Annotated in this window: 13 protein-coding genes and 5 pseudogenes; 15 read left to right on the top strand and 3 right to left on the bottom strand. The window is 49.2% G+C overall.

Annotation, left to right across the window (positions count from 1 at the left end):
• Positions 1–453 precede the first annotated feature (453 nt).
• The 11 genes from UTM25_RS00095 to UTM25_RS00145 all read left to right on the top strand — a co-directional run bounded on the left by UTM25_RS00095 (position 454) and on the right by UTM25_RS00145 (position 10658).
• Positions 454–1245 carry an EAL domain-containing protein gene (locus UTM25_RS00095; RefSeq protein WP_151413107.1) on the top strand — a complete coding sequence of 264 codons (792 nt, stop codon included), beginning with the start codon at positions 454–456 and terminating at the stop codon, positions 1243–1245.
• Positions 1246–1700: 455 nt separating this feature from the next.
• Entirely contained in the window at positions 1701–2111 is a 411-nt protein-coding gene (locus tag UTM25_RS00100; RefSeq protein WP_320704276.1) for a GyrI-like domain-containing protein, read from the top strand.
• 311 nt (positions 2112–2422) lie between these two features.
• A complete protein-coding gene (locus tag UTM25_RS00105) occupies positions 2423–2935 on the top strand; it encodes a fimbrial protein (protein WP_151413109.1) in 513 nt (170 codons plus the stop codon).
• Between the two features lie 52 nt (positions 2936–2987).
• On the top strand, positions 2988–3572 hold the full coding sequence (locus UTM25_RS00110; protein ID WP_253543581.1) for a fimbrial protein: 585 nt from the start codon (positions 2988–2990) through the stop codon (positions 3570–3572).
• Between the two features lie 100 nt (positions 3573–3672).
• The gene (locus UTM25_RS00115) at positions 3673–6198 is read left to right on the top strand and encodes a fimbria/pilus outer membrane usher protein (RefSeq protein WP_253543580.1); all 2526 of its coding nucleotides are present in this window, start codon (positions 3673–3675) and stop codon (positions 6196–6198) included.
• 108 nt (positions 6199–6306) lie between these two features.
• Positions 6307–7047 (top strand): molecular chaperone, encoded by a 741-nt coding sequence (locus UTM25_RS00120; RefSeq protein WP_194401929.1) that lies wholly within the window; start codon positions 6307–6309, stop codon positions 7045–7047.
• A 39-nt stretch (positions 7048–7086) separates the two neighbouring features.
• Entirely contained in the window at positions 7087–7626 is a 540-nt protein-coding gene (locus UTM25_RS00125; RefSeq protein WP_151413110.1) for a pilus-assembly fibrillin subunit, read from the top strand.
• Positions 7619–8197, top strand: a complete 579-nt coding sequence (locus tag UTM25_RS00130; RefSeq protein WP_253543579.1) for a fimbrial protein — start codon at positions 7619–7621, stop codon at positions 8195–8197. Before UTM25_RS00125 ends, UTM25_RS00130 begins: the two co-directional genes overlap by 8 nt.
• 30 nt (positions 8198–8227) lie before the next feature.
• Positions 8228–8761: a fimbrial protein gene (locus UTM25_RS00135; protein WP_151413111.1), complete on the top strand. Its 534-nt coding sequence runs from the start codon at positions 8228–8230 to the stop codon at positions 8759–8761.
• Positions 8762–8778: 17 nt separating this feature from the next.
• A complete protein-coding gene (locus tag UTM25_RS00140; RefSeq protein WP_241739845.1) occupies positions 8779–9402 on the top strand; it encodes a fimbrial protein in 624 nt (207 codons plus the stop codon).
• A 233-nt stretch (positions 9403–9635) separates the two neighbouring features.
• The gene (locus UTM25_RS00145) at positions 9636–10658 is read left to right on the top strand and encodes a PapG chaperone-binding domain-containing protein (protein WP_151413112.1); all 1023 of its coding nucleotides are present in this window, start codon (positions 9636–9638) and stop codon (positions 10656–10658) included.
• 531 nt (positions 10659–11189) lie between these two features.
• On the opposite strand, the pseudogene UTM25_RS00150 reads toward UTM25_RS00145, so the two are convergent.
• Positions 11190–11354: pseudogene (locus tag UTM25_RS00150) on the bottom strand (IS110 family transposase); the annotation flags it as partial.
• Positions 11355–11881: 527 nt separating this feature from the next.
• Between UTM25_RS00150 and UTM25_RS00155 the strand changes: the two are divergent.
• A complete protein-coding gene (locus tag UTM25_RS00155) occupies positions 11882–12268 on the top strand; it encodes a helix-turn-helix domain-containing protein (RefSeq protein WP_194386903.1) in 387 nt (128 codons plus the stop codon).
• Positions 12269–12837: 569 nt separating this feature from the next.
• Here UTM25_RS00155 and UTM25_RS00160 read toward each other — a convergent pair.
• Positions 12838–13062, bottom strand: a pseudogene (locus UTM25_RS00160) (integrase core domain-containing protein); the annotation flags it as partial.
• A gap of 3 nt (positions 13063–13065) precedes the next feature.
• On the opposite strand from UTM25_RS00160, the pseudogene UTM25_RS00165 reads away from it, so the two are divergent.
• Positions 13066–13297 (top strand): annotated as a pseudogene (locus tag UTM25_RS00165) (integrase core domain-containing protein); the annotation flags it as partial.
• A gap of 102 nt (positions 13298–13399) precedes the next feature.
• Positions 13400–13997, top strand: a pseudogene (locus UTM25_RS00170) (Tn3 family transposase); the annotation flags it as partial.
• Between the two features lie 66 nt (positions 13998–14063).
• On the opposite strand, the gene UTM25_RS00175 reads toward UTM25_RS00170, so the two are convergent.
• Positions 14064–15053 carry a tyrosine-type recombinase/integrase gene (locus UTM25_RS00175; RefSeq protein ID WP_194401926.1) on the bottom strand — a complete coding sequence of 330 codons (990 nt, stop codon included), beginning with the start codon at positions 15051–15053 and terminating at the stop codon, positions 14064–14066.
• Between the two features lie 355 nt (positions 15054–15408).
• Here UTM25_RS00175 and UTM25_RS00180 point away from each other — a divergent pair.
• A pseudogene (locus tag UTM25_RS00180) lies at positions 15409–16025 on the top strand (transposase); the annotation flags it as partial.

The following is a 16025-nucleotide window of genomic DNA, read 5'->3' on the forward strand; positions in this document are numbered from 1 at the left end:
GTTATTTATTGTATTTCTCAAATGTGAATGCCGTAACAAGAACGCTAACTCCGTAATCCCATCAAAAAGGGTATCGGAGAAAATAATTAAAATATCATAATTTTGAACTTATTAAAATAAAAAACAGTCAGTGTTAGGTGTCTTTGTTTATATTATTTTATTATTTTTGTTTTGATTAATGGTTTTTTTGTAGTGTTTAGTTCTGTTTTTTGTGTATTTATTGGTTTTAAGTTCTTTTGATATATTTGCGAGGGGGCTATTGCTGAGAAAAGGATTGAGTGCTTTAATATGTTCATATCGATTAGAATGATTCTAAAAAATTTAAAATAAACTCGTTGGTGTTAGCAGCTGTGCAATTGATAAGAAGCAATAAGAAAATAAAAATTCAAAGATACCTAAAACACATTTATGCAGATGGCTGAAGAGCAAAAATAGAACAGGAATCCAGGCATTATGCAAACCAATATCTTTGCGTTACATCAACAAGATTTGAATCTGAGGGTGATTGCTTTCGGCAAGCTCTGGGAGTTGACACCAGTTATAGAGCCTATCTGGAACATAGACTATTGTCTTAAGGGAATAGAACTTCTAACTCGAGTGCAAGAATGCAATGACGAGCATTTTTATCCGCCATGTGAATTTTTCAGTAGCATCACGCAGCCTGAGCTGACGCGTATCCTGACTTGGCAATTGGAGCTTCTAACTCTTCTGCGTCCATGGTGCGAAATGAAGAAGGTTTTAGTAAGCCTGAACCTTATCCGCATACAAGCTTTAGTCTTAATTTCTAGAACGGATCTAGCAGAGCAAGTGATCAACCTTTCTCCATGGTTGAGAATTGAAATAAGCGAGGACTTCGTAGCTTCTGGCGGTGTTAGAGCACCTGATCCGGTACTGGATGCTATTCATCTGCTTGCACCTCTGTGGATGGACGACTTCGGTGCAGGTGCAACTGGGCTTACATGGCTTACGAAGAGCCGTTTCGAGGTTGTTAAGCTTGATCGAGGGCTATTTAGTAAGCTAGCAACACTACCTGAGGGCATATCCTTTATGAGTGGATTGTCAGCGTTAGCCAATGCTATGGGCGTGAAAATAGTCGCAGAGGGAGTATCAGATAATTCGCTTATGGCTGTGGTTAAAGAGACACGTGCTGACGCATGCCAAGGTTTTCTCTGGCCTGCTATTCCTCTTAGAGAAATCGGCTCTCTGCCGGTGAGAATGCCTCAGGTACGGGTAGGAAATTCATAACATAAGTTTATTCATGTTAGGGCTTTATGTCATGGCATCATCAAGAGTCTTTTCCTCCTAATCTTACTTAGAGACTTTTATGTCTGAACTTAATTATTTGATTGTTAAACGAATTGAGCGGTGCTTAACTCTGAACGATGTAGACAATGCACATGAGTATATTTGCCGTTTAGTAAAGGTGAAAAACAGAAGAAACTACATAGACAAACTTGTAGAGAAAGAAATGATTATAAGAGAGCAAGAGGGTTCAAGTGACTAGTTAATTTTAGCAGGATTTTAATCCTTGAACATGAGAAAGATGTGAGTGCTAAAAAAAATCACCATAATTAATTCCCTATGCACTTTAGTATAGTTTGTATGTCATTTTCTATCTATATGATAAAAGTGAAATAGATTGAGCGAATTGTACCATTTGCATTGTTGTTTTTGGTGTGTTATTTGATAATAGAGAGTTTATGTTCCAAGTAAAAGTAATGGGTAGTTGCAGGACTAACAATTTTTACGACTTAGATTCCAGCAGAAAATATGCCGAAGCTTTCTCATCGGTTTTGCGGTATCTAGGCAGTGAAAGTATATATGCTATTTATACCAATTACGAGAGTGATTATAAAGGTGATTTCGATTATCTAACAGGAATTGAAGCTAAGTCATCCATAGGGAATGTAGCGTCTATTTTTACCCTCCCTGAGGGTAAATACAAGTGTTATTCTATTGAAAATAGTACCGATCTGCCAAATACGGTTGCAAAAACGTGGGCTAATGTTTGGAGTGATGAAGAATTAAGCTTGATTGAAAGAAAATATGAAGTTGATTATGAAATATATCAAAAAGACGGAAGTGTTGCGGTTTTTGTAGGGGTAAAGTAACTCCTGATAATATGCTCCACTGATCAAGAATATGGCATAATTCTAAGCCATTAATGCAGACGTATACCTTAAGCCGCGGCTGGGAAGTAAAATCTTAGGCCTTGCGCTCAGCGTTCTTATAAAGTGATTCGGCTACAGAAAGAGGAAAATAAAAAAGAAGACAGTGGAAAGCCAGAAAATTATGCAGCATAGACCTGCACCATATAAAGTGCTTAGTGTGCCGGAAATAGCAGTTTTACTCTGGAAACTGTTACTTCCGGCAGTTTAAGCCGGAAATTAATTCTGAACTAACATTTACAAGGATTATCACGATGAAATCAACAGTATTAGCAGTTTCTCTTGCATCAATTTTGACGTCTTTCGGTGTTTCAGCTGCAGGTCAGGGTGCAGGAGTTGTTAATTTCCATGGCTACGTAATTGATGCTCCATGCAGCATTGCCCCAGAATCTAAAGACCAGACTATCGAGTTCGGTGATATTACAAAGTCATTCTTGCAGAACGGAGGTAAATCCGAGCAGAAATTGACTATCAAGCTTATCAACTGTGATGCCGCGACCGCTGCGAAAGGCGTACAGGTGAACTTCGGTGGCGCTGTTGTGGGCGGAACTTCCACGGAACTGCTTACCGCTGGCACTACTAACACGGCAATTAAGCTCAATGGTTACGGCGAAGATGTCGTGTTTGGTACACCGACCAAGGCCGTCATGGTGGCTGACGGTGACACCTTCTTGGAGTACACGGCATCGCTGGTAAAGGCGAGTGGTGCTACTGTGGCAGAAGGTGAGTTCACCGCTGTATCTAACTTCACCATGACCTACCCATAAGGGATTGGCAGTGCCTCGACCAGTAATAACCACTCAGGGAGGAAGCCAGAAGATGAGAAAATCAGCCATTCCGAAACTGATGATAGTGTTCGCTGGATGTGTTCTGGCTTCACCATTAACCTTTCCGGTATCGGCCATGCCGTTTGAGGATTATTCTGGCGAGGCACATGCCAAGTGGGGAGGGCAGGCTAAATTCACGGGACATGTTATTGCGCCTGCCTGCTCGCTGAACATGGAAGATGCTTGGCAGTCCGTCGATATGGGCGAGACCCCAATTAGGGATTTGGTGCAGGGAATAGACGGACCGCAAAAGATCTTGAGGCTGCATCTAAGGGACTGTGAACTTGCAGGCGCCAGCCAAGATGTTTTTACTTTCAAGCGCATGCGGATAACCTTTGAGGGGTTGCGAGGGGAAACTCCTGAACGCTTTTCTGTCACCGGGCGTGCCAAGGGCATTGACCTGCAAATCTTGGACAGTACAGGGTTCGTGGCACGTGCGGGAAAGGTGATGCCAGCACTGGAGATATACGGCAATGAGCAGGCTCTAGACTACACCCTTCGCTTGGTTCGCAACACGGTACCTCTGAGCGCAGGAGATTATTATGCCGCTCTGCGTTTTAAAGTGGATTATGAATAATTATGGTACGTCTACGTCGGGACCTAAAATAATAGAAATGGGCAATCTTATGCCCTTTTTCATGCAGGTATAAGTAATACTTTTAACTGGTTACACTGTAATGAAACAAAAAATCAATAGCTCCTTTCTAGTCAGCAGAGTAACTGCAGCAGTCTTATTTATCCTTTACGTAGGACAGGGTGCAGCTGTTGACTTCAATACCGACGTACTGGATGCTGCAGACCGGAGTAATGTCGACTTTTCGCGTTTTTCCAGTGCTGGCTACGTCATGCCGGGCAAGTATCAGATGCAGGTGATGGTTAATGATCAGCCCATTTCACCGTCAGCAATGACGGTTGACGTTATAGAGCAGCCTGCCAGTGGGGAAAGTCAACCGCTGCCGAAGGCATGCCTTACGGCAGAGATAGTAGACAAAATGGGGCTAATCCCCACCGCACGGGAAAAAATTACTCTTTGGAACAAAGGTCTGTGCGCAGATTTTAGCGCATTGAAGGGCACCGAAATCCGCACTGACATTGCGTCTGGTGTCCTTCATGTAAACATGCCGCAGGCGTGGCTTGAGTATATCGATGCCACTTGGCTGCCGCCTTCACGCTGGGAAAACGGAATTTCTGGCCTGTTGTTTGACTACAACCTCAACGGCAACGCCAGTAAACCTACGCACGGCGATCAGACCCAGTCTCTGAGCTATCACGGTACCGTAGGCGCTAACGCCAGCGTTTGGCGCCTGCGCGCTGACTACCAAGGTAACCTCAAACACACCACTGGAAGTAATTACGGAACAACCAGTGAGTTCGACTGGAGGCGATTTTACATGTACCGGGCCATTCCTAGCCTGCAGTCAAAACTGACGGTCGGGGAAAACTACATAAACTCAGCGATTTTTGACACTTGGCGTTACACCGGGGCAAGCTTAGAGAGTGACGACCGGATGCTGCCTCCAAAGCTGCGCGGCTACGCACCACAGATCTCGGGTGTTGCTGACACCAATGCTCGGGTCGTGATTTCCCAGCAGGGGCGCATCCTGTATGACTCGACTGTGCCCGCGGGTCCCTTCACCATCCAGGACATCGACAGCAGCGTGCGCGGTACGCTGGATGTGGAGATCATCGAGCAGAACGGACTGAAAAAGACCTTTCAGGTGACCACCGCCTACGTACCGTATCTGACGCGCCCGGGCCAGATACGGTACAAACTGGTCAGCGGGCGCTCCCTCAGTCCGCAGCGACATGAGACTGAAGGGCCTGGGTTCGCCGGAGGGGAAATCTCTTGGGGTCTGACTAACAGCTGGTCACTTTACGGCGGTGCCACGATAGCCGGAGACTATAACGCCCTGGCTTTAGGCGTTGGCCATGATATGAATAAGTTCGGTACGTTATCGCTGGACCTGACGCAGTCTGCCTCCAGCCTCGGGGGAAGATACGGAACGCTTAAAGGCAAGTCATGGCGTGCAAGCTATTCCAAACGCTTTGATGAGGTCGACACTGACATCAACTTCGCCGGCTACCGCTTCTCGGAGAAGGATTACATGACTATGCAGCAGTACCTTGATGCACGTTACCGGGACGACTTCAGGAACAGGAATAAAGAGCTTTATACCTCAAGCCTAAACAAGAACTTTCCAGACCTGAATATGTCGGTCAGCCTGCAGTACAGCTACCAGACCTTCTGGGATCGTCCGGCGGATAACTACTACACCCTTTCAGTGAACCGTTACTTCGATGCCTTAGGTTTTCGTAATATCTCTGGCGGGCTTACTGCCTCGCGTTCAACGTTTGATGGAGCCCCCAATAACTCGCTGTTTCTACGCTTGTCGGTACCTTGGGGTGCTGGTAAGGCCAGCTATAGCGGCAATTTGAGTAATCACCGTTACAGTCAGAGCGTGGGCTACAGCGACACATTCAACAATGGGCTCGACAGCTATAACCTCAATGCCGGCTTAAACACTGGTGGGAAAAATCAGGATGATGGCGGGCAGTTTAACGCCTACTACAGCCACACTAGCCCGCTGGTCAATGTGTCCGTGAATGCCTCTTCGGTACAGAGCCAGTATTCCCAGGTCGGGATGAGCTTGAGCGGCGGAGCAACGATTACGGCGAAAGGTGCCGCTCTCCATGCGGGCGGGGGGAATGGCGGCACCCGTCTGCTAGTTGATACCGATGGCATAGCGGATGTCCCCGTCAATGGTGGCCGAGTTTCCACCAACCGCTGGGGTATCGGGGTGGTGACGGACATGAGCAGTTATTACCGAAGCACCACCTCGGTGGACCTTAACAGACTGCCGGACGACATGGAGGCCACCGGTTCGGTAGCGGAATCAGTACTGACCGAGGGGGCGATAGGCTATCGGATGTTCGATGTACTAAAAGGCGCGCGACTGTTTGCGGTGCTGCGTCTTGCCGACGGCAGCCATCCACCGTTCGGAGCTAGCGTGACGAACAGTAAGGGGCGTGAACTCGGTATGGTAGGTGACAGCGGTCTGGTATGGCTCTCCGGGGTTGTACCTGGGGAGAGTCTGAACGTAAGCTGGGATGCACGGGCACAGTGTGCTTTGGCTATGCCACAACACGTCACTACGGAACAGCAGCTGCTCCTGCCGTGTCACTCGGCGAAGGCTGCGCAGTAAATCATACCCCACCGACATGTGATCAGAGTGATAGCGGCGGGACAACAGCCACTGCTCCGGCAGGGCTAGATACATCTTAAGAGTAAAGATGACGGAGAAAATCACACAATGCTGAACCTGAGAGCGGCGATGAAACAGACGTTGATGGCGGTAGCTTGCCTGAGCGGCGCACACGGCGCACTAGCTGCCATATCCTTGGATCGTACTCGAGCCGTTTTTAACGGCGGCGAGAAATCTATGACGCTAAACGTTGCCAATGACAACAAACAACTGCCGTACCTTGCTCAAGCATGGATTGAGAATGCGCAGCAGGAAAAAATCACTTCCGGCCCGTTGTTAGTGACCCCGCCAGTGCAGCGTCTGGAGCCGGGAGCAAAGAGTAAGGTGCGCCTGAGCACCACGCCGGAAATCAGTACACTGCCGCAGGACCGGGAGTCGCTGTTCTACTTCAACCTGCGGGAAATCCCGCCTAAGAGCGAGAAGCCTAACACCCTGCAGATAGCGCTGCAGACCAAAATTAAGTTGTTTTACCGCCCTGCAGGTATAAAAGCACAGCCGAATGCAGTTTGGCAGGACCAGTTGGTGCTGTACAAAACCCCTGGAGGGTACCGTATTGAGAATCCTACGCCGTATTATGTGACAGTCATTGGACTCGGCGGCAGCGAAAAGGCGGCAAAGGAAGAAAAGTTTGAGACGGTTATGTTAGCTCCGAAGTCTGAGCAGACGGTGAAGGCTGGAAGTTACCATACGCCGTGGCTTAGCTGGATAGACGACTATGGCGGGCGCCCGGTCCTGCAGTTCAAGTGTTCCAGCGAGCGTTGTACGGCAGCGAAGAAGTCAGCCGGGTGACATGGAACCCCACAGACAACGCGAAACGGAAGCAGAACAATGAAAAGAGTGACCACTGCCATGGGGATGGCAATCCTGCTGCTGAGTACTGGAATAAACAGTGCAGTGCTGTATGCTGATGAGCTGCTGAGTGGTCAGCAGGAGTTTGTGGCTGATGAGGCACGGCAGCAGTGGTTTAATGGGCGGACGGGGGTGGTGCAGGTGCATGGTGCGCTGCTCAGTAGCCCGTGCACGCTGCGGACGAACAGCATTGAGCTGCCATTACCGGTCCTGCCAGGCGGTCATCGCGTGCTGAGTGTGGACCTGACGGGCTGTGGCTACGGAGATGTGTTGACATCAGCTCGGACACCGGCGGGCAGGAGCTCTTTCATAAAGGTAAGCGGAGCTCTGCAGCCGGGAGCTGTAGGAAAGCTGCTCCCTGCGCCCCTGCGGTTGCAGGTGCCACAGGCGATACTGCGCGGGGGGGATAACCGGATAACCTGGTACCTGAGCAATAAGCAGCAACTGTTAATGGTGAACTATACCAGCGCAGGCAGTTCGTCCGGCGTTCCCCTATTACTGAGGCTTGTTTATGAATGAGGATGAGGATATGCGCGGCATGTGGCTCTGTACGGGGCTGGTTTTACTTCAGGCGCTGGTAATTTTAGTCTTGTTTTTAGTGCTCAATACGGCACGGGCTGATGTGACATTCCAGGGAAATCTGCTGGACCGTCCATGCCGGGTTGATCCAGCTACGGGGACGCAGGATGTGGTATTCCTCGAGACTTCTCAAAAGACGTTCAACACGTATCCGGGGCGTGGATACACCGAGGACTTTCAGATCCGGTTGATTAACTGTTACGCGATGACGATCGGTAAAATAGTGCAGCTCACATTCCTGGGAGCCGAGGAGGCGAAGCTACCGGGGTATCTCGCTGTATCCGGTATCAACGCCGGCAATCTAGGCATTGGTCTAATCGATACGGACGGCAGCAGAATGCTGAAGCTTAATCATATCCACAACAATGGTACTGGCGACCAAGTAACTGGTACCGAGCTGACGCTGAAGTTTGGGGCATTTGTGCAGTCAACTCCGGACGCGATGGCAGGACGGCGCGTGGTTGCTGGCAACTACAGTGCCACTGCCACGTTTGAGTTGAATTACCATTAGGGACATATCAACGCAGGAGACAGTGTCTGAATGAGCAATATGAACATCCCGGCGGCAATGCTGATTCTGGCTATGCTGATGGCAGGGGCGAGCGGCACGGTACACGCGGTTACACCGGTGGAGTTTAAGGGCAACTTGGTCCTTCCTCTGTGCACTATCAATAACAATAACCCGGTGACGGTATCCTTTGATGACGTGGATATTCAGGCCATGCCGGTATCCGGGAGCCCGTATAACCAGCAGGATTTTCCGGTGAATATGTTCTGTCCGTATACTCTGGGAACACCGATGCTGACTGTGACATCTGCATCGGTCTATAACGCGCCGGGAGGTATTATAAATACCTCCAAAAGCAGTGAGGGCCTCGTGGTTTTCCTGCGCCAGAAGGGCGGTGGGCTGGTGCTTCCTTTGGGGTCCGCCACCGACGTCACCAGTTCCATTACCGGCACCGGTACTGACCTTACACTGACGCTGAATGCGGCTCTGGGTCAGATGAACGGAATGGACAAGCTTACGCCCGGACCATTTACTGCAACGGCGAACCTGCAGGTACAGTACCAGTAACACAGGAAAATAATACAATGGATGCGCATGTTAACAACGGGGGGCTGGAGTACAACGTCAGTCCTCCACTGCTGAGATTTACGCGAATGACGGAGAGAAAAAAGGTTAACCTGCTGCGTATGTCTGCATGCCTCTTGCTGACTGGCGGGGTGCTGCTGACGGGACGGGTAGCCTTGGCGGATGTGACGGTTAATATCATCGGAGAGATTGTGAATCCGCCCTGCGTGGTGAATAACGGCAATCCCATTGAAGTGGACTTCGAGGATATCTCGATAATTGATGTGTCGAATGCAAGGTATGAGAAGGTACTTTCTGTACCCGTCGCCTGCACATACTACCAAGGGGCAGCGTACGTGAAGGTTACAGGAACCATGCTGAGTGGTGCGGCAGGCAGCAATGTGCTTGCAACCAATATCAGTAACTTCGGTATTGCTCTGTACCAGGGGAGCGGCACGGTGACGCCGCTTAGACTCGGTGACGGTGCTACAGGTCTCGGTTACGCGATTACAAATGGGCTGACAGGCGGCGGAACGGCGAGTGAAAATTTCACATTCACGGCCAAACCCTATAAACAGGGCAGTTCTGTCCTGGGTACAGGTGCGTTCACTGCGTCTGCCAATATGAGCATCAGTTATCAGTAAAGGAACTCGTGGCGCAGCCATATTGAGCTTTATGATGATGAGTCTTTATATTACTATGCTAGCTCAATAATTCCCGTGGTAATTGTTTATTTTCCCGAAATATTTGCAAGCACATATTCATACCTGACAAGTAATTCCGGACCCTGCAGGGTTGTATAACCGCTGTCAGGACAGGCAATTTGCGGTATGAGCGTGAATAAAACTTTCCGGAAACAGAGATTAAGGTAAAATAAATGCGATTTAAAAAACTAAAGCTGTGTGCTGCTTTTATGGCACTGATAGTTCAGGAGCAGGCACTGGCATGGAATATGTATCAGATATGGTCCTCAGATGAAACTATGGCGGGCAATCTACAGTATTCCGGCCTTTCAGGCGGCGTCGCATCCACTCAGCTGACTTCAGTAGTCGTAGGCAATTCATCTCTGTCATATTGCTGGACAAGCTACCCTGTTGTCAGCAGTGTCAGATGGCAAACTAATAACGTAGCATCTTTGTTACCCAGGACTATCAACATCGGTGGTAAGACTGTTCCTTTAAATGTTTACGGACTAGGAAGAATAATTGCTTATAATAACAGTTTTTATTTAATCAGAGAAGACAACAACCCTGAAGATTTTGGAACAGCCAAAGGTGGTGGTTGTAATTCTATCGGTTCAACCTACTATGTGAATCGTCAGACGCAACCTCTAAGGATTGAATTAAAACTTCCTTCCGACCTGGCAGCAGGAAAGTACACAGGCTATTTCCAAACAGGAAATGCGCTTATAGCAAGTTACTCTAATGTTCAGGAAGGAGAAGGAGGAGATCACACGTCGGATAACAATGTATACAACTCTATGAAAAAGGCAGGTCTTGTTCCTTACGACATTGAGATCCTTGGTACATGTTCCGCCAGCCCTGCCTCTGTCACCATCGATCATACCACACTGAATCCGGCTACTGGCCCCGAAAATGAGAAAACTTCCGCAGTTACTGTTTTATGTAGCGATAACGCTAGGCTTAAGCTCAGCCTGCTGGCCAATAAGCCGTCCTCAGAAACTTATGCAGACGGAACTGGTGTTGACCTTGGCAATGGCTGGAATTCACTGCTGAAAGTTATTAACCCTGCCGATGGTTCACAGGGTAGCGCTATTGATATTTCTGCGCCTGCCAACACAGGTGTTAGTGTCACCCTGAGCTCCACTCTGAAAAAAACAGCTTCATCTGCTGCGGGAAGTCTTAATGGCAGCGCTGTGTTGCTCATGTATTTCAACTGAAATTCCTTAAGCCGTTACTTGATTTTGTTGGAAAACCTTACACTAAAATTACGTCCTTGTATCTTGAAAACGATTTACAATATCTACGTTTGGATTTGGCAACGCGTATGCAGCACGCTCCCTCCAAGAGTTTTAAGCCGTCGTTAAGCGAATGGCGCATACGCTGAGCCACTCCTCTGAAACCGACATCCGGAGCGGGAAGGTTTCTCACGGTATTGCCAGATTAGGATCGTCAGGTACTCACTGCGATGGCAGTGCCATGCCGTCAGTTGATTGCGATGTTGGTGGTCGAACGTAACCGTGTTTGCCTCTCGCACCTGCAGAACAGAAAAGGCCATCAAATCGCTGGAAGACGGGCTTGCCAATCGCATCGCGGAACAGTTAGTGAAAATGATGAAAGAAAACTATATCGCGTTAATGCCAAAACCGGGTTCTTGTCGATACACCGGGATAAGAATGGTTGAAACCTGTTTACTGACCATCCTGCAACCGGCATTGAGGTGGCATGATTTCTGCTCAGGCTCAGATACGGAACGTGTGAAAAAACCTCGCCCAGTAGTGAGCTCCGGTGCATTCCTCCAATCCGATAACACAAGGAGGTAAACCCGCAATCAACTCAGAAAGCGCAGCATGTTATACTTTGGGCTTAATCAGAGCCGTTTTACCATTCTGAGCGCCTCAGTGAACAGCGAACACGTTTTAGCAAGAACGATACTGTCATCTTTTCCAGCATCAGGAATGCCGTCACTGTTCACTGCTTTATCGGGGGTGGCCTGGCAGTACATTTTGTTGAGCGAGCACTATACCTTCCAGAGCAACAATGAAATTATAGAGCTGGATGCACTGGTTTAGGGGCTGAAGCTGAAGTAACGGGAAATCGGGGGGGGGCCGTCGCAGCACCTGCAAATCATATGATTTATTTATAAGTTTGTTTGCTTACTGATTTTTTGTGTGATAATTTTAAATTACTTATTATATAATTATTTTATGTTATTCATATTTTAATTTTTGTTTAATGCTGTGCTTATCTTGTGTTTTCCCATTTTCATGGAAATTGGTTCAGCTCCCATTCTGTATAGTTTTATGTATCATTTTCTTGTTTTCTTATCTTTTCACGATATGCTAAATTTGATTTCTGATTTATTAGTATATAAATCGTGAATTTTATTTTGATATGTATCAATTTCCAGCGTTACATGACATCTCAGCAATCGGTATGTTCAATGCAAGACAAACAGGTTAACAAACACAATAAAAAGTTTCAGGAGCAAAAATACCTTATGGACAATAAAAATGGGTGTAATTACCGTCATCTAATGGGACTTGATTTCAAATCTTTACTTGCTTTTATCGCCGTTATAGAAACGGGGAATTTGTACAGTGCTTCTTTATTGCTGGGATGCTCGCAACCTGCTATAAGCATTTATCTCAAAAGAGTGCGTCAGTATTTCGATAAACCACTTTTTACCCGTGAGGGGCGAAGCCTTGACCCTACAGAGTATGCGTTAGAACTCAGTAAACAACTGAAGGATTGTTTTATCACATTCGATGTTGCAACCAATAACCAAGCAAAGGTAAAGACTGAAACATCTTCAGATCTGACGCCTTAAGCAGGTTCCCTTTCCCCGGCAGAAGGTTTTCTTCGGCAAAGACCATGACGATAACAGAGTATTTCTTTCCGTAGCGGTAATACAGTTCGACGGTCCGGAATGCATAAATAAACTCCTGAAGGTCTAGGAAATCTTCCGCATTCCCGGTGAATTGAGGATACTGGTTAAGCTAGCGGCCGTAAGTCCGCAGGGTGCAGAAGATGTCGATCTCCACGCCCAGTTTGTGGGCTCAGCGAAGCATGGCGTGGGTGGCAGCGCGGAACAGGGTGTTGAGGGCCAGTTGTTGTTAAAGAAGGGCCAGAGCAAGTGGGGCATGGTAAAGGTGATATACTGCCAGTCGCAGTCGGGCGGAATGTGGTTCTGCTTTGACACCCACTGGTATGTAGCTTTGAAGCCGCAGGATCTGCATGTTTTTGAGTTGCTGCTCTGGCAGGAAAACGTGAGTGAGAGCAGTCTAGCATACGCAGCGGTAGCGTCGAATGCTCAGGCTTTCGGTACCGCAGGTGAGCAGAGGTGCGTCCCAACATCGGCGTCTGGCCACAGCACATTTTCCCCTTATGGGTTAGCTAATTATTATAGTGAGCCAGCCATTCATCAAGATCCGATTGTAATGTATCAAGATCACCATATAACTTTTTGCGGAACGTTACCTGATAAAATTCGTTCAGTATCGTTTTATGGAACCGCTCGCAGATGCCGTTGTTCTGCGGGGACATCGCCTTCGCTTTCTTGTGTTCGATGTCATTTATCGCCAGATATAGCTGATAATTATGCTGCCTCACTTTACTGCAATACATACGGCAGTACGCAGCCCGGAAAGCAACGGGATGGCGGAAAGCTTTGTGAAAACGATGAAGCGCGACTACATCAGCATCATGCCGAAGCCCGACGGGTTAACAGCGGTAAAGAACCTTGCGGAGGCCTTCGAACATTAACCCGCATAGTGCACTGGGGTATCGTTCGCCACGGGAATATCTGCGGCGGCGAACCAGTAATGGGTTAAGCGATAAAAAGTGTATGAAAATATAGGGGCCAATCAATCGGCTATCTCATGAGCGATTTCATCGATTGTATGAGTTGCCATACTATGAGCAACTTTGTCTGCTAATGATGGGCTAAAATCGACAACTCGTATCTGCTGATTATCATGAGTACATTACCAGCCGTATGACCCTGCTTCAATCCTGACTTGAAGAGGTCAATTCCATGGCCGCCCTTGGTGAGCTGCCCGATGTGGAAATATCTGACACGAGAGTAAAAGTCTCTCCGCTGGATAACTGCGTCCCGGTGCAGGTCTCACCGCTGGCAGAGCTGGTTTACAGCATGCTACCGCGCCCTAAAATCATGGAAATTCTCGATGAGGTAAACAGCTGGACGACGTTTACCCGACATTTTCGAATATAGAAAATGACATTACCCCTCCCGATACTCGCCTATTCCTCACCACCATCCTTACGGATGGCATCAATCTCGGTCTGACCAAAATGGCGGAAGCCAGCCCCGGAATCACCAAATCATCACAGGAAGATGTCCAGGCATGGTATATCTGCTACGAAACCCATTACCTGGACGTCAGTTTTATACCCATATATCAGATCCATACAGCCCGTTTTACACCTGTATAATCAGTCGGGTCAGGGATTCAACCCATGTGCTAGATGGCTTGCTGTACCACGGAAGTGACCTGGACATCAGGGAAGATTACACCGATACCGCAGGTTTCACTGATTTGAGAAGCCTGCGCGGATCCACACCCACTATCTTGTTCACTTCGTATCTTGACATGTTGTTAAATTCATATCATATCCAGGCGGTCACGCGCCGTACGCAGGCGCGCTTCGCCGCGGCGATCGTACTGTTGGGTGGTGGTGACGCTGGCATGACCCATCGCATCCTTTACCGTGATTAAATCCTCGCCGTTATCCAGCATGGCCGTGGCAAAGGTTCGCCGCAGGTCGTGCGGCGCGCATTTTGCAATTCCCGCCTGGCGCTGGCGCACCTGCAGGACATGGTACACCGCCTGATCGGTCAGCCGGGCATTTGTAAGGGTGTCAAAGCGGCGGATACGGGTGAACAGTGGTCCGTCTTTTTCTCCCCGCACGTCATCGATCCACGCCCTGAGCCGCTGCCAGGTACCGGCCGGCATGAAGGCCAGCCGTTCCTTGTTGCCCTTACCCAGCACCCGGAGTGCCTGGTCATCTGTGACAACGTCACGCAAATCCAGCTCCACGGCCTCCGAGCGGCGCAGGCCGCAGCCCAGAATGACGGCCAGCATCGCCGCATCGCGTACCCCGATGCTGGAGTCATCGGCCTCGCAGGCTGTAAACAGCGAACGGATCTCCGCTGGCGGCAGGGCCCGGCCGCGCGGCAGGCGGCTGCCCCTCAGGTTACGCACCGCCCGGATGTGCTGGAAACTCTCGACGTTCATCAGCCTGAGCATCCAGGCTTCCTTCGCCACGCCCTTCAGCGCTGAAAGATAAGTGTTGATGGTGGCCGTTGCCCGGCCGGTGTCGCGCAGTAGTTCTGTGACGGCCATTATGTGATGGCGCCGAAGGCCGCCCCAGCAGCAGGACTCCAGGGAAGCGGCGCCGAGCATGCCGGCGACGATGCTGAGGAACGAGGCCATGGTCTGCCTGCTGCGGGGCGAGTTCAGCGAAAGCAGGTAGGCCCGGGCGGGACTGACCGGAGCGTTCTCACCGGACAGCGCCGGCATGAATTCCTCACCGGGTGTCATGACGGTTGCGGGCAGACTCAGCTCCGGTTCGTCGTCGGGCATCAGGATCATGTCAGGCTCCGTCCTGGCCGGAAAGGGACCGGCGCGCTGCGTGAAAAATCGGGGTAAATGATAGCGTCAGAGCGTACCGCAGAGAGTCTACTTTTTCAAACGTACATTTTAATAAGTAGAATTGCTGACCTGCTCCCAGGATTAGATACAACCTTCAGTTAGTAATGTCAGTTGGTTTTTCTTCATATTTCCCGTTTCGCCAGTCCGCTGCGAATTCAGCAGGCGTCAGGTAATTCAGCGATGAGTGTGGTCGACACTCGTTATTGATGTAGCCCCCTGAAACACCAGACAGTAGCTGTATCTCCAGATAAGAGATAGGCTTGAATATATGTCTAACACTAACGCCAATTTTGAGATGACCGGGATCCTGTTAGGGCAAGAAGCCCGCAAAAGTAAGACTCCTCAGGAGAAAATCGCTATTATCCAGCAGACGATGGAGCCAGGAATGAATGTCTCCCACGTCGCTCGTCTGCATGGTATCCAGCCCAGCCTGCTGTTCAAGTGGAAGAAACAATACTAGGAAGGCAGCCTCACTGCCGTTGCGGCAGAGGAGGAAGTCGTTCCTGCCTCTGAGCTTGCAGCAGCACTGAAACAGGTTCGGGAACTCCAGCACCTTCTGGGCAGGAAGACACTGGAGGTTGAGCTCCTGAAAGAAGCAGTGGAGTACGGTCAGTCGCGAAAATGGATAGCGCACGCGCCCTTGTTGCCAAAGGACGGGGAATAGCCCTGGTCAGTCGCACCATCGGTGTGTCGCGTGCGCAGCTGTCACTGCGGATTAACCGTTCCGCCGACTGGCAGGACGGGCGCTGTAACCGGCGTAATGACGAAGCAGACGCTGAAATACTGTCGGCTATCCTCAACATTATCAGCGATATGCCGAGTTATGGTTATCGACGCGTGTGGTGCATCCTGCGCAAGCAACGTCGCTCAGAGGGACAGCCACCTGTGAATGGGTCGAGTCCGTCAAGGTGG

Origin of the sequence: Enterobacter sp. 61D5 (genome assembly GCF_034107965.1) — a bacterium.
Lineage (GTDB): Bacteria > Pseudomonadota > Gammaproteobacteria > Enterobacterales > Enterobacteriaceae > Enterobacter > Enterobacter cloacae_M.

Coding starts and splice junctions, on each gene's coding strand:
- UTM25_RS00120 (WP_194401929.1), top strand. CDS start 6,307: ATGCTGAACCTGAGAGCGGCGATGAAACAGACGTTGATGGCGGTAGCT.
- UTM25_RS00095 (WP_151413107.1), top strand. CDS start 454: ATGCAAACCAATATCTTTGCGTTACATCAACAAGATTTGAATCTGAGG.
- UTM25_RS00100 (WP_320704276.1), top strand. CDS start 1,701: ATGTTCCAAGTAAAAGTAATGGGTAGTTGCAGGACTAACAATTTTTAC.
- UTM25_RS00110 (WP_253543581.1), top strand. CDS start 2,988: ATGAGAAAATCAGCCATTCCGAAACTGATGATAGTGTTCGCTGGATGT.
- UTM25_RS00155 (WP_194386903.1), top strand. CDS start 11,882: ATGCAAGACAAACAGGTTAACAAACACAATAAAAAGTTTCAGGAGCAA.
- UTM25_RS00145 (WP_151413112.1), top strand. CDS start 9,636: ATGCGATTTAAAAAACTAAAGCTGTGTGCTGCTTTTATGGCACTGATA.
- UTM25_RS00175 (WP_194401926.1), bottom strand. CDS start 15,053: ATGATCCTGATGCCCGACGACGAACCGGAGCTGAGTCTGCCCGCAACC.
- UTM25_RS00125 (WP_151413110.1), top strand. CDS start 7,087: ATGAAAAGAGTGACCACTGCCATGGGGATGGCAATCCTGCTGCTGAGT.
- UTM25_RS00140 (WP_241739845.1), top strand. CDS start 8,779: ATGGATGCGCATGTTAACAACGGGGGGCTGGAGTACAACGTCAGTCCT.
- UTM25_RS00135 (WP_151413111.1), top strand. CDS start 8,228: ATGAGCAATATGAACATCCCGGCGGCAATGCTGATTCTGGCTATGCTG.
- UTM25_RS00105 (WP_151413109.1), top strand. CDS start 2,423: ATGAAATCAACAGTATTAGCAGTTTCTCTTGCATCAATTTTGACGTCT.
- UTM25_RS00115 (WP_253543580.1), top strand. CDS start 3,673: ATGAAACAAAAAATCAATAGCTCCTTTCTAGTCAGCAGAGTAACTGCA.
- UTM25_RS00130 (WP_253543579.1), top strand. CDS start 7,619: ATGAATGAGGATGAGGATATGCGCGGCATGTGGCTCTGTACGGGGCTG.